This window comes from Streptomyces sp. NPDC005017, from assembly GCF_042873115.1.
GTDB lineage: Bacteria > Actinomycetota > Actinomycetes > Streptomycetales > Streptomycetaceae > Streptomyces.
Window position 1 is genome coordinate 228,995 of the sequence record NZ_JBIALD010000002.1, and the last position, 26,466, is coordinate 255,460.

At 75.4% G+C, this 26,466-nt stretch carries 21 protein-coding genes; 7 read left to right on the forward strand and 14 right to left on the reverse strand.

What is annotated here, in order from left to right:
- Positions 1-41 precede the first annotated feature (41 nt).
- From ACFYR0_RS03845 to ACFYR0_RS03855, 3 genes are all read left to right on the forward strand, one after another.
- On the forward strand, positions 42-890 hold the full coding sequence (locus ACFYR0_RS03845) for a LuxR C-terminal-related transcriptional regulator (protein WP_389321545.1): 849 nt from the start codon (positions 42-44) through the stop codon (positions 888-890).
- A gap of 221 nt (positions 891-1,111) precedes the next feature.
- Positions 1,112-3,919 carry an ATP-binding protein gene (locus ACFYR0_RS03850; RefSeq protein WP_389321547.1) on the forward strand — a complete coding sequence of 936 codons (2,808 nt, stop codon included), beginning with the start codon at positions 1,112-1,114 and terminating at the stop codon, positions 3,917-3,919.
- A gap of 238 nt (positions 3,920-4,157) precedes the next feature.
- Positions 4,158-4,964, forward strand: a complete 807-nt coding sequence (locus tag ACFYR0_RS03855; RefSeq protein WP_389321549.1) for a S1 family peptidase — start codon at positions 4,158-4,160, stop codon at positions 4,962-4,964.
- A gap of 92 nt (positions 4,965-5,056) precedes the next feature.
- Here the strand turns inward: ACFYR0_RS03855 and ACFYR0_RS03860 are convergent, their stop codons facing one another.
- From ACFYR0_RS03860 to ACFYR0_RS03870, 3 genes are all read right to left on the reverse strand, one after another.
- Entirely contained in the window at positions 5,057-6,163 is a 1,107-nt protein-coding gene (locus tag ACFYR0_RS03860; protein ID WP_389321551.1) for a winged helix DNA-binding domain-containing protein, read from the reverse strand.
- Positions 6,164-6,481: 318 nt separating this feature from the next.
- Entirely contained in the window at positions 6,482-6,739 is a 258-nt protein-coding gene (locus ACFYR0_RS03865; protein WP_389321553.1) for a LapA family protein, read from the reverse strand.
- A 66-nt stretch (positions 6,740-6,805) separates the two neighbouring features.
- Positions 6,806-7,273 carry a hypothetical protein gene (locus ACFYR0_RS03870; protein ID WP_389321554.1) on the reverse strand — a complete coding sequence of 156 codons (468 nt, stop codon included), beginning with the start codon at positions 7,271-7,273 and terminating at the stop codon, positions 6,806-6,808.
- Positions 7,274-7,411: 138 nt separating this feature from the next.
- Between ACFYR0_RS03870 and ACFYR0_RS03875 the strand changes: the two genes are divergently transcribed.
- The 4 genes from ACFYR0_RS03875 to ACFYR0_RS03890 all read left to right on the forward strand — a co-directional run bounded on the left by ACFYR0_RS03875 (position 7,412) and on the right by ACFYR0_RS03890 (position 12,071).
- On the forward strand, positions 7,412-7,900 hold the full coding sequence (locus ACFYR0_RS03875) for a DUF1269 domain-containing protein (RefSeq protein ID WP_386385906.1): 489 nt from the start codon (positions 7,412-7,414) through the stop codon (positions 7,898-7,900).
- A 261-nt stretch (positions 7,901-8,161) separates the two neighbouring features.
- Positions 8,162-8,701, forward strand: coding sequence for a DUF6069 family protein (locus ACFYR0_RS03880; protein ID WP_389321556.1), 540 nt, complete (start codon positions 8,162-8,164; stop codon positions 8,699-8,701).
- Positions 8,691-10,052 carry a chloride channel protein gene (locus ACFYR0_RS03885; protein ID WP_389321558.1) on the forward strand — a complete coding sequence of 454 codons (1,362 nt, stop codon included), beginning with the start codon at positions 8,691-8,693 and terminating at the stop codon, positions 10,050-10,052. The genes ACFYR0_RS03880 and ACFYR0_RS03885 overlap by 11 nt, the downstream gene beginning before the upstream one ends.
- A gap of 3 nt (positions 10,053-10,055) precedes the next feature.
- Complete coding sequence (locus ACFYR0_RS03890) at positions 10,056-12,071, forward strand: SpoIIE family protein phosphatase (RefSeq protein WP_389321560.1); 2,016 nt, start codon at positions 10,056-10,058, stop codon at positions 12,069-12,071.
- A gap of 11 nt (positions 12,072-12,082) precedes the next feature.
- Here the strand turns inward: ACFYR0_RS03890 and ACFYR0_RS03895 are convergent, their stop codons facing one another.
- Genes ACFYR0_RS03895 through ACFYR0_RS03945 form a run of 11 tightly spaced genes read right to left on the reverse strand, consistent with a single transcriptional unit; the run spans position 12,083 to position 26,407 of the window.
- Positions 12,083-13,714, reverse strand: coding sequence for a hypothetical protein (locus tag ACFYR0_RS03895; RefSeq protein WP_389321562.1), 1,632 nt, complete (start codon positions 13,712-13,714; stop codon positions 12,083-12,085).
- A gap of 1 nt (position 13,715) precedes the next feature.
- Entirely contained in the window at positions 13,716-16,283 is a 2,568-nt protein-coding gene (locus tag ACFYR0_RS03900; protein ID WP_389321564.1) for a GTPase-associated protein 1-related protein, read from the reverse strand.
- Entirely contained in the window at positions 16,235-17,437 is a 1,203-nt protein-coding gene (locus ACFYR0_RS03905; RefSeq protein ID WP_389321566.1) for a hypothetical protein, read from the reverse strand. The genes ACFYR0_RS03900 and ACFYR0_RS03905 overlap by 49 nt, the downstream gene beginning before the upstream one ends.
- A 1-nt stretch (position 17,438) precedes the next feature.
- Entirely contained in the window at positions 17,439-19,232 is a 1,794-nt protein-coding gene (locus ACFYR0_RS03910) for an Hsp70 family protein (protein ID WP_389321568.1), read from the reverse strand.
- Between the two features lie 2 nt (positions 19,233-19,234).
- A complete protein-coding gene (locus ACFYR0_RS03915) occupies positions 19,235-21,292 on the reverse strand; it encodes an AAA family ATPase (protein ID WP_389321570.1) in 2,058 nt (685 codons plus the stop codon).
- Entirely contained in the window at positions 21,289-22,719 is a 1,431-nt protein-coding gene (locus ACFYR0_RS03920) for a hypothetical protein (RefSeq protein WP_389321572.1), read from the reverse strand. The genes ACFYR0_RS03915 and ACFYR0_RS03920 overlap by 4 nt, the downstream gene beginning before the upstream one ends.
- The gene (locus tag ACFYR0_RS03925) at positions 22,716-23,393 is read right to left on the reverse strand and encodes a 4Fe-4S single cluster domain-containing protein (protein WP_389321574.1); all 678 of its coding nucleotides are present in this window, start codon (positions 23,391-23,393) and stop codon (positions 22,716-22,718) included. Before ACFYR0_RS03925 ends, ACFYR0_RS03920 begins: the two co-directional genes overlap by 4 nt.
- Positions 23,390-24,493, reverse strand: a complete 1,104-nt coding sequence (locus ACFYR0_RS03930; protein ID WP_389321576.1) for a hypothetical protein — start codon at positions 24,491-24,493, stop codon at positions 23,390-23,392. The genes ACFYR0_RS03925 and ACFYR0_RS03930 overlap by 4 nt, the downstream gene beginning before the upstream one ends.
- Positions 24,484-25,443: a protein phosphatase 2C domain-containing protein gene (locus tag ACFYR0_RS03935; protein WP_389321578.1), complete on the reverse strand. Its 960-nt coding sequence runs from the start codon at positions 25,441-25,443 to the stop codon at positions 24,484-24,486. The genes ACFYR0_RS03930 and ACFYR0_RS03935 overlap by 10 nt, the downstream gene beginning before the upstream one ends.
- The gene (locus ACFYR0_RS03940) at positions 25,440-26,201 is read right to left on the reverse strand and encodes a hypothetical protein (RefSeq protein WP_389321580.1); all 762 of its coding nucleotides are present in this window, start codon (positions 26,199-26,201) and stop codon (positions 25,440-25,442) included. Before ACFYR0_RS03940 ends, ACFYR0_RS03935 begins: the two co-directional genes overlap by 4 nt.
- Positions 26,198-26,407, reverse strand: coding sequence for a hypothetical protein (locus ACFYR0_RS03945; protein ID WP_389321582.1), 210 nt, complete (start codon positions 26,405-26,407; stop codon positions 26,198-26,200). Before ACFYR0_RS03945 ends, ACFYR0_RS03940 begins: the two co-directional genes overlap by 4 nt.
- Positions 26,408-26,466: the final 59 nt, after the last annotated feature.

The window sequence follows — 26,466 nt, forward strand, 5'->3', positions numbered from 1 at the left end:
CCCGCGGCCGTCGGAGGGCCCATACGGAAAGGGGCGAGCGGGTGGCGGTGGACGGGAGCACGACCGGGGTGCCGGAGGCGGACCTGCGGGCCGCGCTGGTGCGGCTGCGCCGGGCGACGGGGCTGCCGGTGGCGTTCGGCGGGCCGGTGGAGCCGGGGCGGACGCAGGTGCGGATCTGCGAGCTGAGCGGTACGGCCACGCCCGCGCTGCGCTCGCTGGCGGTGACCTCGGGCAACGGTCTGGGCGGCAAGGCGGTGGCGCTGGCCCGTCCGTGCGCGGTGACGGACTACTCCGCGTCGCGGCGGATCAGCCACGAGTACGACGTGCCGGTCGCGACGGAGGGCCTGCGTTCGGTGCTGGCGGTGCCGGTCGTGGTGCGGCGCCGGGTGCGCGGGGTGCTCTACGGCGCGCTGCGGACGGCCCAGCCGCTGGGCGACCGGGCGCTGGACGTGGCGGTGGAGGTGGCGCGGGACGTGGAGCGGGCGCTGGCGGCGGAGGAGGAGGCGTGGGGGCTGCTGGCGGTGGTGCCCGGGCGGGCCCCGGAGGCCGGGGACGGCGGGGGTCCGGCGCGGGAGCGGATGCGTCAGGCGCACGCGGCGCTGCTGGCCCTGGCCCCGCGGATCGCCGACGAGAGGCTGCGGGCGGAGCTGCTGGGCGCGTGTGACCTGCTGGCCGCGGGGGCACCCGGCTCCGGTAGCGGTCTCGCGCCGCGTGAGGTGGACGTGCTGACCTGGGTCGCCGCGGGCGCCACGAACGCCACGGCGGCCGCCCGGCTGGGTCTGCGCCCGGAGACGGTCAAGGGTTATCTGCGCTCGGCGATGCGCAAGCTGGGTGCGCGGACCCGGGGGGAGGCCGTGGTGGCGGCCCGCCGGACGGGGGCGCTGCCCTAGGCCCTGTAGGTCAGACTCCCGCCTGCCCCTCCGGGCGACGTCGGAGTTTGACGACAGGACCTTGGGGCGGGACGACCACCCATGACGATTCTTCATTCATATATCATCGCCCTGAATATCCGTATGCTCCCCAGTTGTTATCTCCCTCACCACCTCGTCTCTCCGAACTTCAATGAGTCGTTGCCTAGAATTTGGCACGACCACGACACAGGGAGGGAGCGGTGACCGTGCGAGGCGACTTCCAGGAACCGACCCGAGGCCGCCCCGACCTGGTCATCGGCAGGGAGGAACTGTTCGGCGCGGCCCGGGAGCAACTGGGCCGGGGCGGCAGTGTGCTGCTGCACGGCCCCGCCGGAATCGGGAAGTCGACGGTGCTGCGGGCACTGGCGGCGGAGTACGGCCGCACGGCCCGGACCGTCCTGCGCTGCTCGGCCACCGAGTCCGAGTCGCATCTGCCCTTCCTGGCCCTGGCCGACCTGCTGGGCCTGGTGCTGCCGGAGATCTCCGACCAGCTGCCCGCGGCCCAGCGCACCGCCCTGGAGTCGGCTCTCACCGGCCGCGGCGAGTCCAGCCTCCAGCGCGACGGGCTCGCGCTGCGCCTCGCCGTGCTGTCCGCGCTGCGGGTGCTGGCCGCCGAGGGCCCGGTCCTGGTCGTCGCCGACGACCTCCAGTGGCTCGACCCCGCCAGCGCCGAGCTGCTCGGCTTCGCCGCGCGCCGGCTCGGCGACTTCCCCGTGCAGCTGCTGTGCGCGGTGCGCACCGAGGGCCAGGAGTACGACCGCCATCTGCGCGCCACCCCGCCCGACACGCTCGCACTGCGGCTCGGCCCGCTGACCCGCACCCAGGTGTCGGATCTGCTCGACCAGGGCGGCTACACCAAGCTGCCCCGCTCCACGGTCCGTGACATCCACCGCACCAGCGGCGGCAACCCCCTGTTCGCGCTGGAACTGGGCCGCGCCCTGGCCGAGAGCAGCGCCGCGCCCCGGCCGGGCGAACCGCTGCCGGTGCCGACCTCGCTGCGGGCCCTGGTCCTCAGCCGGCTGGAGATGCTCTCGGCGGAGGCCCGGCACACCCTGCTCGTGGCCAGTGCGGGCGCCCGGCCCACCCTGGCCCTGCTGCACGCGGCGGGGCGGGAGAACGCCGAGGCGGAGACCGCGCAGGCGGCCGCCCTCGGCCTGCTGGCCACCGATCCGGACGCGCCCGCCCTGCGCTTCGCGCACCCGCTGATCTCGGCCGCCCTGTACGCGGAGGCCCCCGCGCACACCCGGCGGGCCGCGCACGCGGCGCTGTCAACGGCGGCCTCCGACCCGATCGAGCGCGCCCGGCATCTGGCGCTGGCCACCACCGGCACCGACCCGGAGGTCGCGGCCCGCCTCGGCGAGGCCGCGGCGCTGGCCCGCGACCGCGGCGCGCCCTCCGTGGCGGCCTCGCTCGGACTGCTCACCGCCCGGCACACCCCGCTCGGCATGGTGCCCAGCCCCGACGCCCGGCGGCTGCAGGCCGCCGAGGACGCGCTGACCGCGGGCGAGGTGGACCTCGCCCGGGACATCGCCCGGGACGTGCTCACCCGCGCGACCTCCTCCGGCGACCGGGTGCGGGCCTGGATGGTGGTCATCGAGGCCGCGGGACAGGCCCTCGGCGAGGTCGACGCCGTCTTCCCGCAGGCCCTCGCCGACGCCGGCGACGACCCCCGGCTGCTCGCCCAGGTCCACTACCAGCTGGCCTGGCGCGCCCTGATGGTCGAGGGCGACTTCGCCGAGGCGCGCGCGGAGGCCCAGCACGCCGCCGAACTGGCCGCGCGGGCCGGCGACCGACGCACCGAGCTGCTCGCCCTGTCGTTCCAGGCGCAGTCCGAGACCCTGATGGGCCACCCGGACGCCCCGGAGACCATCAAGCGCGCCCTGCGCGAGCCCCAGGACCCCGAGGTGGCCTGTCACCACAACGGGGCCGGCGCGGCCCGCTTCCGCTGGCTGATCATGAGCGACCAGCTCACCGAGGCCAGGGCGACCGCGACCGGGCTGCTGCGGGAGGCCCGCCGGCGCGGTGTCGTCGAGAGCGAAGTGCATTTCGTGCGCATGGTCGCCGAGACCGAGCTGCGCTCCGGGCACTGCGGCCGGGCCCTGGACCTGGCCCGCGAGGGCCTGAAGCTGGCCCGTGACTGCGGTATCGGCGAGGGCGCCTCCGCCATGTTCACCTCCCTCGCGGAGGCCGCGGGCGGCGACGCCGAGCGCGCCCAGGCGCTGGCCCGGGAGGCCGTCGGCCACGCCGAGGAGGACGGCGACCCGGTCTATCTGTCCCTGGCCCTCGGCGCCCTGGGGCAGGCCCAGCTGGTGGCGGGGGACGCGCCGGGCGCGGTGCTCTCGCTGCGCCGCGCGCGCCAGCTGGAGGGCGGCCTGGGCGTGACGGACCCGGCGCGCGGCCGCTGGCACGGCGATCTCGCCGAGGCGCTCGTGCTCGTCGGCGAGGCCGGCGAGGCGCAGAACCTCATCGACGTCACCCGTGAGCACGCGCTGCGGCTGCGCCGCGAGAGCGCGCTCGCGGTGCTCGACCGGGCCGAGGCGCTGGTGCTCGCCGCGCGCGGGGACCACGAGGCGGCGCTCGCCCGGCTGACGTCCGTTCAGGACCGCCTCGCCAAGCTGGGCTACGGCCTGGAGGAGGCGCGGGCGGCGTTCGCGCTGGCCCGGCTGCGCTCCGGGCAGGGCCCGGCGGCGTACGAGGAGGCGGAGCGGCTGTTCCGCCGGTGCCGGGCACTGCCCTGGCTGCGTCAGGTGGAGGCGGCGATGGCCGCGGGCCCGGTGGACACGGCAAGTCATCCGCCCGCGCCGGTCGACGCGCTGGAGGGGCTCGCCTCGATGGAGCGTCAGGTCGCCGCGCTGGTCATGGAGGGCGCCACCAACCGGGAGATCGCCGGGCGGCTGTTCATCAGCGTCAAGACGGTCGAGGCGACCCTGACCCGCGTCTACCGCAAGCTCGGCATCCGCTCGCGGGTGGACATCGTACGGCTGGCGGCGGGGCGTCACGCGAAGTGAGCCCGGGGACGGCCGACTTCACCGGTTCCGGCTGACCCGCGGGCACTTCGCCGACTCGTGTCACCGAGGGTTTTCCCTGCCCCAACTCCCCTAGGGGGTTCCCTCATTGGGCGTATGTGGGAGCCGGTCCTAGCGTAAGGGGCGTGCCGCTCGCCGGGCACACGGGGGTCTGTCCCGAGGCCCCCGTGATCACCCCCCACCCCGTGCGACCCCCCACCGGCAAACCTCGAGGAGACTCATGTTCGGGCTCACCCGTGCAGGAAGATCCGCCGTCGCGAAGAAGTCCGCCGTCGCCCTGGCCGCCACGGCCGCCGCCGCCACCACCGCGCTCGTCGCCGCGCCGGCCTCCGCCGCCCCCAGCCCCGTCGTGGGCGGCAGCACGACCACGACGTCCACGTACCCGTTCATGATGCAGATCACCGACGCCTCGCAGAACCAGTTCTGCGGCGGCACCCTGGTCGCCCCCACCAAGGTCGTCACCGCCGCGCACTGCATGGCCGGCGAGACCACCGGCTCCGTCCGGGTCGTGGGCGGCCGCACGTACCTCAACGGCACCAACGGCACAGTGAGCCGCGTCAGCCGGATCTGGATCCACCCGAACTACTCCGACGCCACCAACGGCGAGGACGTCGCGGTGCTGACGCTGTCGACGTCGATGCCGTACACCACGGCGAGGTACGTGACCTCCTCGCAGACGGGTGTGTACGCGGCCGGCACCACCGCCCGGGTGGTCGGCTGGGGCACCACCTCCGAGAGCGGCAGCTCCTCCAACCAGCTGCGGACGGCGACCGTCCCGACCGTCTCCGACAGCAGCTGCCGCACCTCCTACGGCTCCGACTACGTCGCGGGCGAAATGGTCTGCGCCGGATACACCTCCGGCGGCGTCGACACCTGCCAGGGCGACAGCGGCGGTCCCCTGCTCATCGGGGGCGTCCTGGCAGGGATCACTTCCTGGGGCGAGGGCTGCGCGAGGGCCGGGTACCCCGGCGTCTACACCCGGCTGACGAGCTTCTCCAGCCTGGTGACCGCGCAGGTCAACTCGTGAACCCAGAAGACTCCTGAGTACCCCTCAGGTGAGTGACCAGGGGGCGTTGCGGGCCTCCACGAGCGGCCCGCAACGCCCCCTATCCAATGCCCTCACACGATCACGGTGCCGAACCTGACGTCGTACCCGGCGCCCCGGTGCAGGACGTCCAGCACACGGGCGCCCTCCTCGGCGACCTCCGCGCGCCGCGCCCCGGTGAGGGTGGTGAACGGCTCGATCACCAGGGCCTCGTCGATGATCCGCCACACGCCCGCGAGGAGGCCGTCCACCAGCAGCGGGCGGTAGAACGTGTTGGCCTGCCAGGTGCGGCCGCGGTTCGCGGGCGGGATCACCCGGGTGCGGTCGGCGTGCGAGAGCAGCAGGTTGTCGAACTCGGGCAGGAAGCGCGGTGGCGCCGGGGTCTCCGGGTCGGGCCGTGGCGCCTCGGGTACGTCGAAGAGCTCGACGCCGTTCTCGTCGCGGAAGGTGAGCAGCCGCGGGCGCAGCCGTTCGAAGACGGGGCGCATCCGGGTCAGGCCCGACCAGGTCTGCATGTCCTTCACCGAGGCCGGGCCGAAGGCGCCGAGATAGCGCAGGACCGTGTCCTCGGCGGACGCGGCGGGCTCGGCGGGCCTGCCCAGCCAGTGCTCCACGGTGGTCAGCGAGACCTGGCCGCCACGGCCCCACAGTCCGCGCGGGGTGACCTGGACGAGCGGCAGCTTGCAGCGGGCGGCGACGGCCAGGGACTGCGGGTCGGCGTCCGGCCACTCGGCGCCGAGGGCCTCGCGCAGCTGCTTCATGGTGCGCGGCTCGGTCTCGACGAACTCCCGCGCGAGGATGGCCAGCCGGTCCAGGTCGACGCCGACGAGCCCCCTGCGGAAGTAGCCGATCTCCCGGTCCCGGGCGGGCTGCACCAGCGGGCGCAGGGTGAGGGCGTCAGCGGCGGTGTGCAGATGGATGGTGGACCGCATGGTCACGATCCGCACGACCTCGCGCCGCTCCAGTGGCCCGGCCAGGTCCTCGGGCGCGAACCCGTCCAGGCGCGCGGCGAGCGCGTAGTACGGCGGCTTCACCTCCTGCGCCTGGAGCCCCGCGAGGTGCTCCACCGCGGCCCGCGCGGACACGGGGGCACGGCGCAGCAGGAACTGCCGGTCGAGGGTCGCGCGGTTGAGGGCGCGGAGGCCGAGGACGGGGGCCTGCGAGGAGGGCGTCTTGGTCATACGGGCACGCTAGCGAGCGTTGCGGACGACTACTGTCCTCGATGGGCGGTCGTCGCATCGCGCGTATCGCACGTATCGCACGTTCACGGTGGCGGGGCGGAATCGGCGGACGCCGCCGGACTCACGGTCGCAGGGGAGACGTCGGCGGACGCGGCCCCGATGGGTCGTCGGCGGACGCGGCGCCGAGAGGTCATCGGCGGACGCGACGCCGGGGGTCGTCGGCGGACGCGGCGCCGAGAGGTCATCGGCGGGCACGGCCCCGAGGGGTCATCGGCGGGCACGGCCCCGATGGGTCGTCGGCGGGCGCGGCGCCGGGGGTCATCGGCGGGCGCGGCGCCGGTGGGCGAGGAACAGGCCCAGGACGACGCCCACGAGCAGGGTCACCGTGAGGACGATCCACAGCGGGAGCGTGACCGTGGGGATCCACAGTCTGATGGTGACCGACTCGGTGTTGACCGCGATGAACCAGATCGCCAGGACTGCGAGGACCACGAAACCGATGGTCCGCAGCCGCATGTCCCGTCCCTTGACCGTCAGGGTCGACGGGCCGCCTTCCTTCGTTGCACTGCGCGGCATGTCAGCAATTATCCCCGTCCGCGCGGCACGGGGCCACTCGCGGCCGCGCGGGGCGCCCGGGCCCGGCTACCGGCCGCCCGGGTCGGGGCCCGCCGAGACCAGCGACCAGATCACGAACAGGTCGATGGCCATCGTCGTCACGCCCCAGAAGGGCTGGTACGGCAGGAACAGGAAGTGGAGGACGAGACCGAGGGAGGCCAGCACGATGCCCGCGGCGCGGGTCCAGGGCCAACCGCTCAGCAGTCCCCAGCCGGTGAGGGCGACGAGCACGCCGAGCACGATGTGCAGGACACCCCAGCCGGTCAGGTCGAACTCGTAGACGTAGCTGCCGACGCGGCGGTAGACGTCGTCCTTGGCGATCGCGGCGATGCCCTGGAGGACGGCGACGGCACCGCCGCACAGCATCAGGACACCGGCGAAGGTGACGCCGCCGGACTCCCAGCCGCCGCGACGGCCGGCGGGCTGCCGCGGCGGCCAGGTGCCGTCCGTGGTGCTCGACGGGGTTCCGGACGGGGTCGCTCCCTGCTGGCTCATGTCTGGAGCCTCGGCCGGAGCGGGACGGGCGGCCATGCGACGGAGCCCGAACGGGTGATTTTCCGAAATGCGGCTTCCGCACCCTTTGGTTTTACTGAGACGCACCAACCCGAAGTCCGAGAACACCGGAGGCCCGGCGTGGCGACGTTGACCGTGTGGAAGTTCGACGCCCCCGAGGGGGCGGCAGCCGTCGAGAACAGCCTGCGTGACCTGCAGAAGCAGGAACTGATCAAAATCGTGGACGCGGCCGTGGTCAGCTGGCCCGAGGGCGCGGCCAAGCCGAAGACCAGGCAGATGCACAACCTCGCGGGCGTGGGCGCCCTGTCCGGCACCTTCTGGGGCATGCTCTTCGGCCTGATCTTCTTCATGCCGCTGCTGGGCGCCGCGATCGGCGCGGCGGCGGGCGCGCTCGGCGGCAAGATGGCGGACGTCGGCATCGACGACGACTTCATCGACTCGGTCAAGTCCAAGGTCACGCCCGGCACTTCGGCGCTGTTCCTCCTGTCGCAGGACGCCGTGGTGGACCGGGTGCGCTCGGCGTTCCCGCCCGAGCACACCGAGCTGATCAGCACGAACCTCTCGGCCGAGAAGGAAGCGAAGCTCCGCGAGGTCTTCGAGGAGGCCTGAGCGCCCCGGACGGCCGGCCCGGACCGGGCCGGCCGTCCCCGCCCGCCTGTTCACGCGGAAGCCGGCGCGTGTTCACGCGGAAGCCGACGCACCGGTTCACGCGGAAGCCGGTCCACCCGGTCGCAGTGACATCGCAGAGAAATCGCAGAGAAGTCGCGGAGAACCGGCCGCCCCGCACCGACCTGGTCGCGGGGCGGCCCGACCGCCCCTGGCCACCGCCTCGTGGACGCCCCAGCTCCGTCGACCGAGAGGAGCCCGCACGTGCAGCCCACGAACCAGCCGCCCGCAGGGCCGCCGACCCCGACGCCGTACGGCCGGGGCGGCTCCCCCACCGGCTATCCGCAGCCGCTGCCCGGGGAACCGACGGGCCGGCTGAACGCGGCCCGGCTGTGGTCCGGCGGGGTGATGACCGCCGGTGTGGCGGGCCTGACCGCCGTGGTCGCCGTCCTGCTGGTGCGCGGGGTGCTCGGCATCCCGGTCCTCGCGCCCGAGCGGGACGGTGCCATGGCGGACGCCTCCACCGCGCTGCCCGCCGCCGGCGCCGCCGTGGCCGCGCTCGTGGCGACCGCGCTGCTGCATGTGGTCATCCTGACCGTGCCGCAGCCCGTGCGGTTCTTCGGCTGGATCGGCGTGCTGGTCACCGCCGGGGTGGTCCTGCTGCCGTTCACCACGGCGGCCGGCACCGGGACCAAGGTGGGCACGGCCGCGGTCTGGCTCGCGATCGGGCTGACCGTCACCTCCCTCCTGTCCGCGGTCGGCCGGGGCGCGGTGGCCCGCGGAGTCCGGCGCCGTGGCGTCTGAGGGGACAGGGACCCCGGCGGGCGGAGGCGCGGCCGGCCCCGCCGCTCCCGCGCCCCCGGATCTGCGTACCGTCCTGCTCAGCCGCCGCTATCTGAGGCTTCTGCTGGTGTGCGGGGTGCTGGGTGTGCCCATCGCGCTGGCCTGCTTCTTCTTCGTGAGCTTCCAGCACCAGCTCCAGCACTGGGTGTGGGAGTCGCTGCCGGAGGCCGTCGGGTACGACCGCGCGCCCTGGTGGTGGCCGCTGCCCGCGCTGCTGCTCGCCGGACTGATCCTCGCGCCGATCGTCACCCGGATGCCGGGCGGCGGCGGCCATGTGCCGGTGCACGGACTCGGCGGCGGCCGCCCGCTCGGCCCGAAGGACCTGCCCGGTGTCGTGCTCGCCGCGCTCGCCACGCTCCCGCTCGGTGTGGTCCTCGGCCCGGAGGCGCCGCTGATGGCGCTCGGCAGCGGACTCGCCCTGCTCGTCGTGCAGTTCGCGCGCCGGGCGCAGGAGCCGAAGGCGACCGCGATGCTCGCCACGGCCGGTTCCACCGCCGCCATCTCCACCATCCTGGGCGGCCCGGTGGTGGCGGCCGTGATGGTCGTCGAGGCCGCCGGGTTCGGCGGGCCGCAGCTCGTCGCCGTGCTGCTGCCCTGTCTCGTCGCCAGCGGCACGGGCGCGCTGGTCTTCACCGGCTTCGGCGACTGGACCGGTCTGTCCGTCGGCGCCCTCGCCCTGCCGAACGTACCGCCGAACGTCAAACCGGACGCCGGTGACTTCCTGTGGGGCATCCCGGTGGCCGCGCTGGTCGCGCTGGTCGTCGCGGGCGCCCACCGCATCGGCTACGGCACCGAGACCTGGACCGGGCGGCACAAGGCGCGGCGCACCGTCGCGGTCGCGGTCGCGGTGGGTGTCTGTCTGAGCGCCTACGCCGTCATCACCGGCCGCAACCCGCAGGAGGCCGCGCTCTCCGGGCAGGCCGCGCTCGGGCAGCTCGCCGCCGACCCGCAGAGCTGGTCGGTGGGGGCGCTGGTGGCGCTCGTCGTGTGCAAGGGCCTGGCCTGGGGCATCAGCCTCGGCGCGCTGCGCGGCGGCCCGATCTTCCCGTCCGTGCTGCTGGGCGGGGCGACCGCGATGGCCTTCTCCGGCCTGGCCGGCCTCGGCCCGACGCCCGCGCTCGCCCTGGGCATCACCGCGGCCGCCGCCGTCGTCACCAGACTTCCGCTGACCAGCGCGGTGCTCACCACCCTGCTGCTGGGCGGCGACGCCTACGACCAGATGCCGCTGATCGTCCTCTCCTCGGTCGTCGCGACCGTCGTCGGACAGCTGGTGAACCCGCCCGAACCCAAGCCGCAGCCCGTGAGGGGGTAGGCCGTGGGACCCGACCCGGACGCCGAGAAGCACCGGCCGCCGCCGGACGAGGTGCTGCGCTCTCTCGGGGCGGACCTGTTCGACGTGCTGACCGCCGAGTCGCTGGGGGACGTGCATGTGCTCGACCGCGAGCTGGCCGTGGTGCGCTCCGCGTCGAGCCCCGCGCGGCTCGGACTCGCCCTGTCGGTCCCGGAGGTGCGCAAGGCGCTGCGCACGGCCCTGGCCACGGGTGCCCCGGTCCGCGGTCTGCGGTGCGCGGTGCGGCACGCCACGCTGTCCGTGTCGGCCTTCCCCCTGCGCGGCCCGGACGGCGGTGTGCTGGGCCTGGCCGCGACCGTCACCGACCTCACCGTGCGCGGGCGCGCCGAGCACCGCGTGGGCCTGCTGGAGCAGGCGTCCGCGGTGATCGGCAGCTCGCTGGACGTCTTCCGCACCGCGGCGGAGCTGGCCGACATCGCCGTGCCCGCCTTCGCGGACGCGATCGCCGTGGACGTGCTCGACTCGGTCCTGCACGGCGAGGCCCCGGCCCCCGGCCCGCTGCTGGACGCGGTCACCGTCCGCCGCGCGGCCTTCGCCGCGATGCCGGGTGCCGATGTCGCCGGGGTGCACGCCATCGGCGGCGTACGGCTGATGCGGCGGGCCACCCCCTACGCGGACGCCCTCGCGGACCTCACGCCGCGGCTGGTGAACGACCTCACCGGGCTGGGGCAGGAGGAGTGGCTGGGGCGCGATCCGAAGCGCGCCGAGCTGTTCCGGCGCAACAGCGCGCACGCCATGCTCGTGCTGCCGCTCACCGCCCGCGGCGTGGTGCTGGGCCTCGCCGTGCTGTACCGGGCGGGCGAGTCGGAGCCGTTCGACGACATGGACGTCGACATGGGCAAGGTGCTGGCGGGGCGGGCCGCGCTCTGTCTGGACAACGCCCGGCTCTACACCCGTGAGCGCACCCTCGCCCGGATCGCCCAGCGCGACCTGGTCCCGGCGCGGGTGCCGCACTCCCGGGCCGTCGAGACCGCCCACACCTATCTCCCGGTGGCCGCGGGCGGTACCTGGTTCGATGTGATCCCGCTGTCCGGCGCCCGGGTCGCCCTGGTCTCCGGCGACGTCCAGGGCAGCGGGCTGCGCGCGGCGACCGCGATGGGGCAACTGCGCACGGCCGTGCACGCGTTCGCCGCGATGGACCTGGAGCCCGCCGAACTCCTCACCCGGCTGCACGAACTGACGGCCCGTCTGGCGATGGAGCAGCAGCGCGGCGGTCCGGAGAACGAGCTCGCGGCGGGCTGTCTCTACGTCGTCCACGACCCGGTGGAGCTGCGCTGCGAGGCCGCCGCCGCGGCGCACCCCGCGCCCGTGGTGGCCGTGCCCGGCGCACCGCCGTACAGCCTCGACGTCGACCAGGGTCCCCAGCTGGGCAGCGGCACCGCCTCGTACCGTACGACGTCGGTGGCGATGCCGGCGGACAGTCTGCTCGCCCTGTTCAACCGGGGCCTGGTGCCCGGCGGTGATCCGGCCGAGCTGGAGAGCCGGCTGGCCGGGCTGCGGGACCGACCGCTGCGGCAGCTGTGCGACGCCGTGGTGGGCGCCCTGCTGCCGCACGGGCCCGAGGACGACGCCCTGCTGCTCCTGGCGCGCACCCGGGCCCTCGGTCCCGACTCCACCGTCTCCTGGACCCTGCCCGGCGATCCGCGCAGCGCCTCGCGGGCCCGGCGGCTGGTGGCCGGGCGGCTCGCCGAGTGGGGGCTCGACGGCGAGGTGGCAGTGGCCGCCGAGCTGATCGTCAGCGAGCTGGTCACCAACGCGGTGCGGTACGCCTCGGGGCCGCTCGATCTGCGGCTGATCCGGGACAACGCCCTGATCTGCGAGGTCACCGACACCAACAGCGCCTCCCCGCACCTTCGGCTGGCCGACGAGAACGACGAGGGCGGTCGCGGCATGTACCTCGTCGGCCGCTTCGCCGACCGGTGGGGCACGCGTGCGCTGGCCCGGGGCAAGACGATCTGGGCCGAGCAGCGGCTGACCTGAGACGGAGAGGCCTAACGGCGCCGGGGGCGCGGGAGCAGGGGGCGGCGGCCGGGCGGGCGGAGGGTCGTGGTGTTCCCCGGGCGGACGGGCCGGTGCGGGCCGGTGGCCGTGCCGTGCAGGCACCAGGCCACGAACGGCACGAGGCTCGGGTCGACCGCGCCGTCCTCGTCGGTCACGGCGGCGGTGAAGAAGTACCGCACCTCCCGGAACTCCAGCTCCATCGCCTGCACCAGGTTCCCCAGGCCGAGTCCCTCGGTCAGCCAGGCACGGGCGGCCGCGCTGTCGTCGAGCCGCTCGGGGAGCACCCCGTGTCCCGCGAGCAGGTCCGTCTTGCTGACGGCGACGGCCAGCCGTGGCCGGGTGCCGCGCTCGCCGAGCCGGGCCACCGTCTGGGAGGCGTTGGCGAAGACGGTGTCGGGCCGGTCGGTGGAGGCGAGGGTGCGGTCCACGGCGGGGCCGCCCGCGGCGTCGAGCAGTTCCCAGGTCACGTCCACGGCCAGCGGGTCCAGCACGAACACGACCGTACGGGCGGCTCGTACATAGCGCAGGGCGTCGGTGTCCTCGCCCTTGGCGAAGTGTTCGCCGGCGGCGTCGAAGAGGTGCACCAGCTGCTCGGTCCGCCCCTGGCCGAGGATCGCCGAGTGGGCCCTGGCGAGGTTGCGCTGGGTGGCGCGGGTGTGTCCGCGCATGGCCAGGACCTCCCGCAGCACCCGGTAGCCGGCCACCGAGTCCTCGTCCGCGAGCCGCAGTTCGGGCCCGCCCGACCCGGCTGCGGACTCCAGGGTCATCAGCATGGCCGCCATCAGCTGGGTCTTGCCGGCCGCCCGGCCGCCGACCAGCGGCACCGCGGTCTCCCGGGCGTGCCCGGCGTCCCGGTTGAGCGGCTTGCCGCAGTGCGCGTGCGTGCAGAACGCGGCGAGCCGGTTCCTGCGGCGCATCAGGATCAGCAGGGTCGGCATCCGGGCCCCGCAGGCGCAGCGGCGCCGGACGACGCCGTACCGGCCCGGCCGGATGTCGCCGTGCCGCCGCCGGCACTCCGCGCGCGGGCAGGCGTACGACGGGTAGGGCACGCGTTCGTAGCAGTGCGGGCAGAGCACGCCCCGGTCGAGGCCCTTCAGGCGCAGCACGGCCCGGTCGAGTCCGCGCAGCACGGCCGCGAGCAGCCGGGCCGCGAGGTGGAGCAGCAGGACGAGGAGCGCGTGCAGGCCGAGCAGGAGCAGCAGCAGCGGCAGGGACAGCACTGCGCCGAGCGCGAGACCGGCGAGCAGCGCCAGCGCCTGTGCGATCTTCAGCGCGCCCGGTTCCCGGGCCTGGGTCAGCCGTTCCTGGGCCAGTGTGCGGAAGCGGTCACCGACGGACCGGCCCCACATGGCCGCGCCCAGATTGACGATCTGGTGCAGATCGCGGACGGCGGGCCCGAAGAGGTAGTTGCGGTACGCGGGGACGGGCTCGTCCTCGGGCCGGTACGGCGGGATCGTCTGGTGTTCGGCGGTGCGCCGGACCATGACGCCGACGAGCAGCCGCCCGTAGCGCCACAGCAGCTCGCCCACCAGGCCGAGCGCGCGTACCACGATCGTGCAGGCCCCGATCGCGACGAAGATCCCGAGCACCGAGGCGAGGATCACCACCCACGCTTCACCCATGTCATGCCCTCCCCTCGGGGCCGCGGCCGGGCCGTCCGAACCGGCGCAGGTCGGTGAGCCGGCGCCAGCCCTTCGTGGCGGCGCGGCGCTCGCGGGCCAGTTCCACGGCGGCGTCGGCGACGTCCGCGTCGTGCGGCCGGACGACGGCGGCGAGCCGCTCGATGTCCTCGCCCCGCCATTCGAAGACGGCCACGGAGACGATGCGGTCCACGAGGGTCGCATGGCTCTCGGGCAGCCCCAGGCGTCCGCGCCGGGCCAGGGCGAGGCCGCCGACATGGCCGAGCAGCCTTTCCGTGACGGGGTGCCCGCGTTCGCGGGCCTGCACGGTCCGTCGGTGGAGCTCGCGCAGATAGCGGTCCGCGGTGTCGAAGGTGAGGTCGCGCAGCATCCCCGGGACCACTCCCGGCTCGACGGGCGCGGCGGCCAGCGCCCCGGCGAGCCGCAGCCTGCGCAGCGCCCGGACAGGGGCGGGCAGCGGGTCCCCGGCGAACTCCGCCGCGAGCCGTGCCGCGTCCGGGGTCTCCTTCAGGCGCGCCTCCAGGTCGAGCGTGCGCCGCACGGTCGCTACGGTGTCCGGCGCCAGCCAGGCGCGGCGCTCCGGCGCGTCGAGCAGCCCGCACAGGTCGAGCAGCGTCGTCAGCCCGGCCTCGTCGGTGACCTCGCGCTGCACCGCCCGCCCGAACCACTCGGCGAGCGACCCGTCCCCGCCCCTCCCCCCTGCGCCGCCCAGGGGCAGCGCGGCCGCCAGCCGTACGGCCTCCCGGTGGGTCCACGGGGTGCCGCGCCACACGGCGCGCAGCAGCGCGCCGTCGGGGAGGGCCTGGCCGCGCACCTCGAGAATCCGCAGCAACGTCTGCGCCGAGACGGCCGGTTCCCGCTCCGCCGCCGCCAGCAGATGGTGCTCCTGGAGCAGCGGGCGGCCCGCCAGGTCTTCGAACCTCAGCAGTTCCGCGGGGAACTGGGCGAACAGCTCGTGCTGTCCGGCGCGCCCGTCGAGGAGTTCGTCGAGCCGGGAGAGCAGCGCGCCGCGGAACTCGGCGGAGACGGACAGCAGCCGTTTGACGTCGGCTCGCAGGGCCGGGTCCGGCGTACGGGCCGTCGCCGCGCGCAGGAGTCCGGCGGCCAGCTCGCGGCAGACCCGGGCCCGCTGCGCGGCCGGCGGCGCGACCTCGGCGTCCACGGCCCACAGCAGCAGCCGGGCCCGTTCCCGGGCCGTGTCCGCCTCACCGGCGAGCCGCTCCCACAACTCCACCGCTTTCAGCAGCAGTTCGGCGCTGCCGCTGACCGGCTCGGGCGCCACGGCGGCCGGCGCGCCGCGCACATAGGCCCGCAACCGGGTTTCGAGCAGGGCTCCTTCGAGTTCGCGGTGCAGGTCGCGGTCGCCGCCGTCGCGGGCGGCGCGGGCGAGGGCGTCGAGCTGCGTCTCCCCGCTCGCGAGGCGGCCGCGCCACAGGTCGCGGGCCACGACCGCGCGTGTGGTGCCGAGATGGGCGGCGCCGGGCAGCCAGTCCAGGACGGCCGTGACATCGGGCCGGGCCAGTCGCACCCCGCCCGCCGCGGCGGCGGCCGCGACCGGGGGGTGCCAGTCGCCCGGGTGCTGTTCGGTGCCGTCGGTGTACTCCGCCGCCCAGGACCACACCGAGCGGACCGAGCTCACCCCGATCCGGGTGAGCAGCCGCACCACGTGGTGCACCGGGACCGTCTCGGGGAAGCGGCCCGCCGCGAAGTCGAAGAGCAGGAAGGCGTCCTCGTCGTCCGGCCCGATCTCCGGACGGGCCTCGGGCACGCTCCCGATGAGATGGTGCCGGCCCCGGGTCGGGCGCAGCATGTACGTGGAGAAGGACAGCCGCCGGGCCAGCGGGGGCGGCAGCAGGAAGCTCACCGCGGCGAACCAGTGCGCGATCCGCTCGGTGGACCGGTCCACCAGCACGACCGAGGGCCCTCCGGCCAGCGCCTGGAACGCCGCCGCGAGCAGCTGGTCCAGCTGCTCGGCGTGGCGGCGTCCGGCGAGGAACTCCCCCACCGCGCGGGCGTCGAGCGGCCCGGCGGGCACCGGGCCGCGGTCGCCGCCGAGGGTCGGCAGTTCCGGGCGCGCCGACACGGCGGACGTCCACACCGGCGAGCCCCACAGCTCGATGGCGAGCCGTCCGCCGCAGGCCGCCGCGAAGTCCACCTCCGAGGGTGAATGCAACGCGTGCGCGAAGTAGTTGCCGAACCGGCGGGCCGAATCACGACCGACGTAGCGGACGTTGACCAGGGTCGTGCCCTGTCCGGAGCCGGGTCCGGGCGGCGCCGGGGAGAAGCAGAGGGTGACCGGGCAGCGGGCCAGCTGCTCGGGGGTCTCCGACTCGGCGAGCGTGCGCGGCGGGTCGTAGCCGGCCAGCGACTCCACGGTGTGCATGGCCTCGGTGGTGACCCCGGGGCTCACCGCGTTGAACTGGAAGCCGGAGAAGCCGCTGAGGCCGCGCTCGCACGAGGTGTAGTACAGCTGCTCCACGGCACCGGCCGCCGGACCGGGGGTCACCGGCGGCCCGTCCTCGGCACCGAGCCGTACTCGCTGAGCAGCCACAGCAGCGGGTCCGTCACCCGGTAGGGCTGGATGCCGGTGCGGGCGACCCGGGCGTCCGCCGTGGGGGTGTGGCCGAGGGCGGAGACCCCGAAGTACCGGTAGCGGCTGTAGGTGTTCTCCAGCAGCCGGTCGATCGGCACGCCGTCCCAGCCCTTGAGCAGGGTCCGCACCTCCTCGTGGACGCTGAGGCTGTCCTCCTCGTCGAAGCGGTCGCCGGACGGCGGGTGCGCCCGCAGCGGGCTGCCCTTGTCGAGCACGTGCCAGAAGGCGTCCATCTTCGTGAAGACCACCGCGACGGGTGTGTCGATGCGGGAGGTGCCGGAGCGTCTCGCCAGGCGCCCCTGGCCGGCCCGGGTGAGCAGCAGGTTCGTCACCTTGCTCACCAGGTTGTGCGGGCTGTCGACGCCCTCGGTGCCGGGCAGCGCGGTCCCCGGGCGTGACAGCGGCCGCGCGCCGGCCATCTGGAGCGGGTCGAGCAGCAGCACGATGCCGTCGGCGCCCATCAGGTAGCGGGTGTTGAGCTCCATGTTCTCGCGGGAGTTGAAGTCCTCGCCCGCGGTGTCGAAGAACGACAGGACGGTGTGCTGGGGCCGGTCGCCGAACAGTCCGCGGCGGCGCAGCCCGAACCGGAAGACCAGCGGATCGACCCGGTTGTCGTTGGTGACGGCCGTCCGGGTGCCCGCGAACAACTGCCCGTCGCGGTAGAGGTGTTCCTGGTAGTCGGTGTGGAAGCGTTGCAGGGTGGCGTCGTCGGCGCCGACCAGGGCGGCCCCGAACGCGGTCCCGACCCTGTTCATCATCTCGTGCAGCAGGACGGTGGTGTAGACGGTCTTGCCGGACGCCTTGGCGCCCACCATGGCGATCATCCGGTTCTCCACCATCCCGAACTGGGCGGGCAGGGTGGAGTGGCAGACCGGGCAGATCCGGAAGGTGGTCTCGCCCTCGCAGTCCGGGCACATGGCCGTCGCCGAGCGCCCGTCCGCCGTGAACGCCGGTCCGACCTCGCCGCGCTGGCCCATCCGGTCGGCCAGGACGTCGTCGCGGCGCCGCACGCAGCGTTTGTGGGTGCGGCTGAGCCTGCTGTTGCAGCGGAAGGCGATCTCGCGGGCGGCGAAGGTCTCGTAGCAGTAGGGGCAGGTCAGTCTGCGCGCCATGTCAGGTCACCCGCAGTCGGTGAAGCGCCGTGGGGCGCACGTCGGGAGCGGTGTCGGAGTCGGAGGCGGCGTCCGGGTGGGCCGGGAAGCAGACCAGCCAGGACGTGCCACGGGTCGCGGGCAGCGGGAACTCCACCCGCAGCGGCACCCGCGCGGTGATCCGCTGCGCGGGCAGGTCGTGGACGACCGTGCCCTCGGCGGCGCTCGCGGGACGGTAGTGGCCGACGCCGTGGACGATCCGCAGGGCGGGCAGTTCGCAGCCGGTGTCGGAGGTGAAGGTGACCGTCGCGATCCGCCCGCCCAGCCGCCGCCGTACGGACGGCTCGTACTCGACGACGGGCGGTTCGGCGCCGACCAGCAGCGCGGAGGAGCCCTCGCAGTCCACGGAGGGCTCGGCGACCAGCGCCTCCACGGTGAGGGTCACGGCCCCGCGCCCCACCGGGAGATCGAGGCCGCCGTCGTGCTCGTACACCCGGCGCGGGCACTGGATGTCCCCGGTGTCCCGGGAGCCGCCGACGGTGTCCCCCTCGACCCGCCAGCGCACCCGCGCGGTGCGGGCGCCGGGCGGCCAGGCCCACAGCACGAGGAGATGGGTTCCGCGGCGGATGGCCTGGAGCTCGTCGACGGGGACGGCGAAGAGGGTCTCGGGGCCGGGGGCGACGGCTGGCTCGGGGGTGCGCGCGGGGGGTGGGGTGGGCGCGGGGGCCGGGATCGGCTCGGCCTCGGGCTCCGGCTCCGGCATCGGGGGCGGGGCCGGTATCGGGGTCGGGATCGGCTCGGGCTCGGGTTCCGGTTCCGGCGGGTGCGGGGTGCGGGACGCGGGCTCCGGGTCCTCGCGCGAGGCCGGGGACCACGGACGCGCGTCCTCAGGGCGTACGGTCGGCCAGGGCTCGGGGCCGGCTCCGTGCGCGGCGGAGCCCGGCTCCGGGTCCTCCCGGTGCGGGGCCGGGCCCTGCCTGACCCGCAGGGCGCCGAAGTCCGCGAGGTGCAGCAGGCCGCCGACGACGGCGTGGGCCGGGTCGGCGGCACGCACCTGGAGGCCGAGCGCGCCCTCCAGCCAGGCGTCGGTGCCCGGCGTCTCGGAGAGTCCGCCCGCGAGGAGCACGGCGTCCGGCGGGCTGGTGGTCCGCGCGCACAGGTCGGCGACCGCCCGCCGGGCCCGCTCGCGCAGCGGCCGCACCACCCGGTCGAGGGTCTCCCGGTCGAGCACGACCTCCGCCTCGCCGACCCGCTCGACGGCGGTCTCCCGCCCCTGGTCACCGAGGGCGCGACGCAGCCGTTCGGCGGCGGCCGGGGCGGCGGACCGCTCCAAGTCGGGTGTGCGGTGCAGCAGTTCGGCCGCGAGGGCGGTGTCCCAGTCGTCCCCGCCGAGGGCGTGCCGCTCGGCGTCGACGATCCGGACCGTGCGGTCGTGGGCGACGGCGAGCACGGTCAGGTCCAGCGTGGTCGCACCCTGGTCCAGGACGAGGACCGTGCGGTCCGTGCCCTCGACGACCGCGCGGTAGTGCAGGGCGACGGCCACCGGCTCGGCGATCGTGTGGAGCACGGTCAGCCCCGCGGCCTCGGCGGCCCGCCGCAGCGGGCCCTCCGCGCGTTCGCCGTCCTCGTCCAGCGGCAGCGCGAGCGCGACGGACCTCTGCGAGGGCACGTCCCGGGCGGCGGCCAGGGCCGTGAGCGCGTCAGCGGCGGTGCCGGGACCGCCGGGCCCGAAGTCCACCGTCGCCACGACGGGCCGGCCCTCCCCGTCGCGCCGGGCGATCCGTCCGTGGCGGTGACCGACGTCGATGCCGTACACCGTCAGGCTCCTCTCTCCGCCGTGACACGGGGCGTTCCGTCCCGGTCGACGCCGACCAGGACCCGGTCCCCGGCGGTCGGCCGGTGCTCGATGAAGTGCCGGACCACCGCCGCCCGCAGGGCCTCCAGCTCGTTGCGGATCTGCCGGCCGCCGTACGCCCGCCGCTCCGGGTCGGCCATCCGGCCGGTGATCCACGGATGCACCCCGGCCCCGTCGACGACGAGTTCGACCTGATGGCGCTCGCGCACGGACTCGGCGAGCTGCCCGAGGAGCCGGTCCGCGATCCGTACGACGTGGTCGTGGCGGAGCATGTCGAAGACGACCACCCCGGGCTTGAGCCGTCCGTAGATCTCCGGCCGTCCGATCTCCCGGAACTTCTCCTCCACCGCCCGCGTGAAGTGCCCGCGCAGCCGGTCGTACGACAGGTCGTCGCCGGACTCGGCGAGGAGGTCCTGGACGGCGTCGGCGCCGGTGTTGGAGGTGAAGATGATCAGACACTGGGAGAAGTGCGCGGTCTGGCCGCGGCCGTCGGTGAGGCGGCCGTCCTCCAGGATCTGGAGGAACTTGTCCAGGACCTTGGGGTGGGCCTTCTCGATCTCGTCGAAGAGCAGCACGCTGAACGGCCGTTCCTGCACCCGCCGGGTGAGCTCGCCGCCCTGCTCGTAGCCGATGTAGCCGGGCGGCGCCCCGGCGAGCCGTTCGGCGGCGTGCTCCTGCTGGTACTCGCTCATGTCGAACCGGGCGTAGGCGCTCTGGTCGCCGAACATCAACTCGGCCACTGCCTTGGCGAGTTCGGTCTTGCCGACACCCGTGGGGCCGACGAAGAAGAAAGCGCCGCGCGGACGGGCGGTCCCCGAGTCGCCGAAGTCGACGCCCACGAAGGCCGATTGGAGCACTCCGGCGACCGCGTCCACGGCCGCGGGCTGGCCCACGACCCGCTCGCCGAGCGCCTCGCCGGCCCGCCCGACGACCTCCCGGTCCAGCTGGGTCCACGGGTCCACGCTCACATTGAGCCGGTGCAGCTCCAGGAGCTTGTCGGGTTTCTGCACGGGAGAGGACCGCAGCCACGAGGTGCGCGAGAGCGCGTGGATGTCCCAGCCGGCCATGCCGTCGGTGGCGCCGACGAGCGCCTCCACCTCCCCGCGGCTCGCCTGCGGGCCGCCGTTGAACTCCTCGCGCAGCATGCTCAGCCAGAGCCTGCGCTGGCTCGGGTCCGGCGGCCCGATGTGCAGGGTCGCGACCCGCGGGTCGTCCAGCACGAACCAGCCGGGCAGCCGGCCCACGTCCCCGACCGCGCACAGCACGGCGTTCCTCGGGTGCGGGGCGGGCCCGCTGTGCGGTCCGGGGTACGGCACCACGGCCTCGGTCATCGCGGCGCGCAGCCGCATCCAGCCGAGGTGCGCGTCGGCCCGGTCCGCCGCCAGATGGTGGTCGACGTCCTGGAAGACGAACGCGGTCGCCGCCTCGGGCGAGGCGACCAGCCGGCGCACGACCGCCGTCACGTCCTCGAAGGAGCTCGCCCGGCGGCCCGCCCTGGGCTGGAACAGGCCGTCCTGCGCCCGGCGCCGCTCCTCGCCGCGCCGGGTGTCGGAGGCGCCGGGAGTACCCGGGTTGCCGGGGGACTCGGCGGCCTCCGGGCCGCCGCTCCGGTCCTCGGCGGGCGGCGGCGTGCGCTGGTCGCGGGGCAGGGCGGCGACCAGCTTGTCGAACCGTTCGGCGTGCCCGGGCAGGGGGAAGGTGAGTCCGTCCACCGGGTCCCACCAGCCGACGACGTCGGCGCCCCACGCCTCCAGCGCCCCGGAGACGAGCGAGCGGAAGGAGGCGGGCCGGTCCTCGAACCACCAGCGGTCACGGATCCGCCCGTCCAGGATCACCTGCCGGCCGCGGCGCAGCTCCCAGCGCAGCGAGACCGCCCACAGCGGCATCATGCCGTCGGCGGGTACGGGGCCGTTCCCCCGCGCCTCGGGGCGGACCGGGGTGGTGCCGGGACCGGCGGTCGGAGGGGGGCCGGGCGTCGGGGACTTCTCCAGCCAGGAGCGCCCCGGGTCGGGCGTGGTCATCGGCTCCTCCGCTCCTGCGTGCCGGGCAGCCGACGGGCCGTGGTGCGCGGCGGTTTGCCGTCCCAGGTCAGCTCGCCGGGGGTGAAGCCGGAGCCGTCCAGGGCCCGGTGCACCAGGTCGAGCAGTTCCTCGGGGGCGCAGACCGCCTCGCCGCTCGCCGCCGGCCTGACCGACATGTCCGGCTCCCCGTCCACGTGGTAGGTGAGCAGGGGCGTGCCGTCGGACTCGGTGCGCACGGTCGCCTCGTACACCGCCCCGCTCTGCCGCTCGAAGGACAGCACGAGCAGTGCCCCGCGGTCCTCGCCGCCGGTGAAGTCGAGACCCGCGTCGGTCATGGCGTCCTTGAGCGCGCGGGCGAGTTCGGTGCGGCGGGCGTGGGCGAGCTGGAGTTCGTCGAGCCGCTCCTCGACGGAGGGCAGGAGGGTCTCCAGGGCGGCGACGGCGTCCAGGGCGGCGCGCGTCCGCCGCGCGTCGAGCGCCTCGGCGGCGGTCCGCAGGGTCCGCTCGATCTCCGCGGTCAGTTCCGGCGCGCCCAGGTCCGCCGCGTCGCGCACGGCGTCCCGCGCGCCGTCCTCGACGACGCCGAACCGGTCCAGCGCCTCGGCGTGCGCGGCCCGTTCGGCCTCCTCGCGGGCCGCTCGCTCCTCCTCGGCCCGCGCCGTCTCCTCCTCGGCGCGCAGGGCCTCCTCCTCGGCGCGTGCGGTGGCGTCCTCGACCGCGCGGGCGACGGTGTGGGCGTGCCGGGCCAGGGCGTGCTCGGCGGTGCCGAGCAGTGCCGCGAAACGGATCTCGGCGTCGGGCTGCGCCGCCGACGCGTCGAGCTGGTCCAGCAGTTCGGCGCAGGCCCGGGACCCCGCGGCGTCATGGGCGGCCGCGTCGGCGCCCAGGCCTGCGAGGCGCTGCCGCAGCTCGCTCAGGACCGCTCCCGGGTCGGGGCGGGCGCCGGCCGCCTGCCCGGCCGCGCCACCCGACGCGACGACGATGCGGCCGCGCAGCTCCTCGATGTCCGCGCCGAGCGGCCGGGGTCCGCCCAGCCCGGCCCGCAGTTCCGTCAACCGCTGCTGGAGAGCGGCCAGTTCGGTGACGCGGTCCGGGGCACCGAGCAGCGGGGCGAGCAGGCTCTCGGCCTCGTCGAGTCGGCGGGCGTCCGCCCGGCCCTGCTCCTCGCGCAGACCGGCCGCGTGGGACTCCTGCCGGACGCGGCGGCGTTCGGCGAGTTCGGCCCGGCGGCGTTCGGCGGCGGCCCGTGCGCGGGCCTGGCGTTCGGCGAGCTGCCGGGCCCGCTCGGCGGCCAGCGCCTCGCGTTCGGCCCGGCGCTCCTCCTCGCGTGCCCTGCGCGCCGCCGCACGGGTGGCCCGCAGCGTCATGCCGAGGGCCATCAGCCCGGGGTCGAGGGAGACGACGCTGTACATGGGTGAGCCGCTCATGGGGTCCTCCGGCCTTTCTGTGTGCGGTCGGTGCGCGGTACGAATCCCCGTGCCTCCAGGCGCGCTTCCAGGGTTTCCCGGAAGCCGGGCACGGGCGGCACCCCGGCCCAGGAGAAGGAGCCGTCGGCGCCCATCGACACCTCGACGCCCGCGCTGGTGTCGTCCTCGTCCGCGATCTGGGCCACGAGCGCGGCGTAGCGGTCGGTGAGGGCGAGCAGGCGCTGGTTGGCCGAGCCGCGCCAGCGCAGGGGGGCGTGCCGGGTGGCGACGTACGGCCCGTCCACCAGGAGGTCGAGCCGGTCGAGCAGGGCCTGTTGGGCCGGGGTGCCGCGGCGCAGCGCCTCGTGCCGGAAGCCCGAGTAGGCCATCGCCGAGAAGCCGGGCCGCCGTTCGCGTACGGCGTCCAGCAGCGCGGCGAGCGCCTCGGCCTGGGCGAACGGCTCGCCGCCGGACAGCGTGACGCCCTCCACGTCCGTCAACGCGGCCAGATGTGCCGCCAGTTCGGGTACGGCGACCGGGGTGCCGCCCTCGAAGGGGAGGGTCTCGGCGGCCACACAGCCCTTGCAGCGCAGCGGGCAGCCCTGCACCCAGACGACGGCCCGGACGCCGGGTCCGAGGACCGTGCAGCGGTCCAGGGTCCGCGCGAGGGACAGGGTGTCCGCGGGCCCGGTCACACCGGCTCCGGGTAGCCGTCCAGGCCGCGCCCGGCCTGGTCGCACCACGGGCACCAGGGCCGTTCCACGGTGTGCACGTGTGTGGCTCGCTCGGCGCACCGTGTCAGGCGGCCGGGTGCTCGTGCCGCGGCCAGTTCCCCGGCCCACTGGGCCGCCGTGGGCCGGGGTCCGGTCCCCGAGAAGGCGGCGCGCAGGAGCGTGCCGAGCGCGCGTGGCAGCAGGTCGGAGGGCGGCGCGGTGCGCGGCAGCACCACCGAGGTCCGGTCGAGCAGCCGGCAGCGGCCGTGCAGCACGTTGTCGTCGAGGGAGAGGTAGTCGCCGTCGGCCGGATGCCCGGCGAACGGGTGGAGCCCGCCCATGAGGAGCTGGTGGACGAGGACCGCGAGGGCGAAGGCGTCGGTGGACTCGTCGGGCGGCACGGGCGTCCGCGCCCGCTGCCCCGGGCCGGGCGCCCCGCCGCCCGCCCCGGCCGGCTCCGGTCCTGTCCGTTCCGGTGCCGTCCGTTCCGGTGTCATCCGTTCCGGTGCCGTGTACCCCGGTGTCCGCATCCGGCCGGGGAACACGTCGCGGCCGTCGGTGAACTGCCAGGAGTCGACGTCCGCCATGCCCACCCGGCCGTGTGCGTCGGCCCAGAGGTTGTCCGGGTTCAGGTCGCCCACCACATAGCCCTCGGCGTGCAGGTCGGCGAGCAGCCGGGCCAGTGCCTCGGCGGCGGCGAGGGCCGTGGCCCAGGTGGCGCCGGGCAGCGCGTCCAGCCGTCCGGCCGGGGTGAGCAGCGAGGCGAACGGCAGGAAGTCGCGCCGCAGATCGGGCATCAGATAGCCCTCCACGTCCTCCCGGACCGTGCGCACGGCGGCGAGGGGCCAGGCGACCCGCTGCGGTGTCCCGGCGAGCAGCCGTACGGTCCTCGGTTCTCGGCGCTGCCGTACGAGCCGCTCCACCCGGCGCCGGTACGCGACCGGGTCGGCCGGGTCGGGCACCAGCTTGGCGACCAGGGTGCCGTCGTGTCCGACCGCGTACACCAGGCCTTCGGAGCCGGCGCCGATCCGTTCGGTGAGCAGCCACTCCCGGCCGCCGCGCGAGACCACCCTCACCCCCATCGCCCGTCGCCCTCCGTGAGCGCGCACAACAGCGTCAGGTCGTCCCCGGTGCGTTCGGCGGCGGCCGTCCCGGACAGCACGGCGTGCAGCGGTTCGGCGCTCCCGCCGCCGCGGCGCAGCGCGGCCGCAAGGGGCGGCAGGAAGCGGGGGCTGGGCAACGGCCCGGCGGCGTCGGGCAGTCCGCGTACGGAGGGGTGGTCGAGCGCGAGCGGCGCGCAGCCGTCGGTGGCGAGGACGACACCGGACAGCTCGGGCTCCCACACGGTGAAGGTCCGCACCCGCAGCCGGGCGGACGGGGAGGTCGTGTACGCCGGAGGGGGGCCGCCCGGCTCGGGCGGCGGCAGCACCAGGTGACAGCGCTCGGCGGGGGCGGCGGCGCGACCGGGGTCGTCGTCGCGGTCGGGGGCGTCCACGCGGTCGGGGTCGTTCGGGACGGTCGGGGCCGTCAGGCTCTCGGGGCTGTCGGTGCCGTCCGGGCTCCCGGAGGCGCCTCGGCCGTCGGAACCGCCCCCGCCGTCGGGCCCGTTCGCCCGGGTGAGTACCGCCGCGAAGCAGTCGCCCAGGGACACGAACGCCACCCACGGCGGCCGTAAGAACGCCACGAGCAGCGCGGCGGCCAGGTCGTCGGGCTCCTCGCCGTCCGCGTCCCCGGTGAGCGCGCGGGCCCGGCGCGAGCACGTCCCGGCGAGGAGGGCGCCGCGCTCGGCGGTCCACTCGGTCCACTCCGGCGCGCCCGCGTCCCGGCCGGGCGGCGGTACGGCCGCGAGGACCCGGCAGGCGGTGTCGACGGCGAGGTGGGCGCCGAGGGCCGCGCGCGGCCGCGAGCCGACTCCGTCGGCCACCGCGAGGACGGCCCCGTGGCCGGTCCGTACCGCGCGGAAGGCGTCCTCGCCGCCCCGGCCCGCGTCACGGTGCGCGGCTCCGGCCACGGACGCGCCCGCGACGATCACTGGTACTCCCCCTCGATCTCGGCCATCCGCGCCCGGCGGGCCGCGAGGTCCGCGACCTGGGCGTGGACGGCGTCGGCGTCCTGCACCGCGCCGAACCGGTCGGAGCTGTAGAAGAGCAGGTCGAGAATCTGGCCGAAACCGAGCCGGTCGAGCAGGTGCGCGCCCTTCGGCGCGAGGACGCGCAGCAGGTCGAGGTCCGCGCCGTGCACACCGACGGCCTGGAACACCCATGCGCGTTCCTGCTCGCCCTGCCGCAGCGCCCGCGCGGTGTCCTGGAGGGCCTCGGCGTCCAGGGGCCTGCCCTCGGCGTCGCTGGGCGCGCCGTCGGTAAGGACCCACAGGAACGGCCGGATCACCTGCACCCGGCGCGCCCTCAGTGTGCTCAGCCGCTCCCGGGCGAGGGCGAGCGCCGCGTCCACGGCGTCCGTCATGCGGGTGTACCCGGACGCGGCGAGCCGGGGCGGCCGCATCCCGTCCACGGGCACGAACAGCCGGTCGGCGGGGAGCGACTCCACCGGGACCAGGGTCCGTTCGCGGGGATCGTAGGCGCGCACCTGCGAGTCGAAGGTGATCAGACAGACCTCGACGCGCGAGCGCAGCCGCCCGTGGCGCCGTACGCCGTCGAACCACGCGGTCAGGGCGTCGTTGAGCTCGTCGATCCGGGGCCGCTCGGCGGGGCGGCCCATGGAGGCCGAGGTGTCCAGCAGCAGCACGACCGGCTGTCGCTCGTCGAAGCCCTCGCCGAAGGCCGTCGTCACGCCGCCCCCTCGGGCGCGGGACGGACGAGGAGACGTCCGCCGGACGGATCGGCGCGCACCTCGGCCGCGGTGCCGGGCAGCAGGCCCGGTGCCTCCGGAAGGGCGCGCAGCAGGACTCCTTCGACGAGCACGTACACGTCGGGATCGGGCCAGGTCGTCACCCGGCCCACCGCACCGTGCGCCCATCGCACCATTCCCCCGTCCATGCGATTCACAGTAGGTGATGTCCCGTCAACTCAAGCAGGAGTCAATGCAATTGAAGTGA

Bases quoted from the DNA above. Each gene is read 5' to 3' on its own strand.
- ACFYR0_RS03865 (WP_389321553.1), bottom strand. From the start codon at position 6,739: ATGCCGCGCAGTGCAACGAAGGAAGGCGGCCCGTCGACCCTGACGGTC.
- ACFYR0_RS03915 (WP_389321570.1), bottom strand. From the start codon at position 21,292: ATGACCACGCCCGACCCGGGGCGCTCCTGGCTGGAGAAGTCCCCGACG.
- ACFYR0_RS03930 (WP_389321576.1), bottom strand. From the start codon at position 24,493: ATGGGGGTGAGGGTGGTCTCGCGCGGCGGCCGGGAGTGGCTGCTCACC.
- ACFYR0_RS03895 (WP_389321562.1), bottom strand. From the start codon at position 13,714: ATGGGTGAAGCGTGGGTGGTGATCCTCGCCTCGGTGCTCGGGATCTTC.
- ACFYR0_RS03945 (WP_389321582.1), bottom strand. From the start codon at position 26,407: ATGGACGGGGGAATGGTGCGATGGGCGCACGGTGCGGTGGGCCGGGTG.
- ACFYR0_RS03860 (WP_389321551.1), bottom strand. From the start codon at position 6,163: ATGACCAAGACGCCCTCCTCGCAGGCCCCCGTCCTCGGCCTCCGCGCC.
- ACFYR0_RS03920 (WP_389321572.1), bottom strand. From the start codon at position 22,719: ATGAGCGGCTCACCCATGTACAGCGTCGTCTCCCTCGACCCCGGGCTG.
- ACFYR0_RS03905 (WP_389321566.1), bottom strand. From the start codon at position 17,437: ATGGCGCGCAGACTGACCTGCCCCTACTGCTACGAGACCTTCGCCGCC.
- ACFYR0_RS03855 (WP_389321549.1), top strand. From the start codon at position 4,158: ATGTTCGGGCTCACCCGTGCAGGAAGATCCGCCGTCGCGAAGAAGTCC.
- ACFYR0_RS03870 (WP_389321554.1), bottom strand. From the start codon at position 7,273: ATGAGCCAGCAGGGAGCGACCCCGTCCGGAACCCCGTCGAGCACCACG.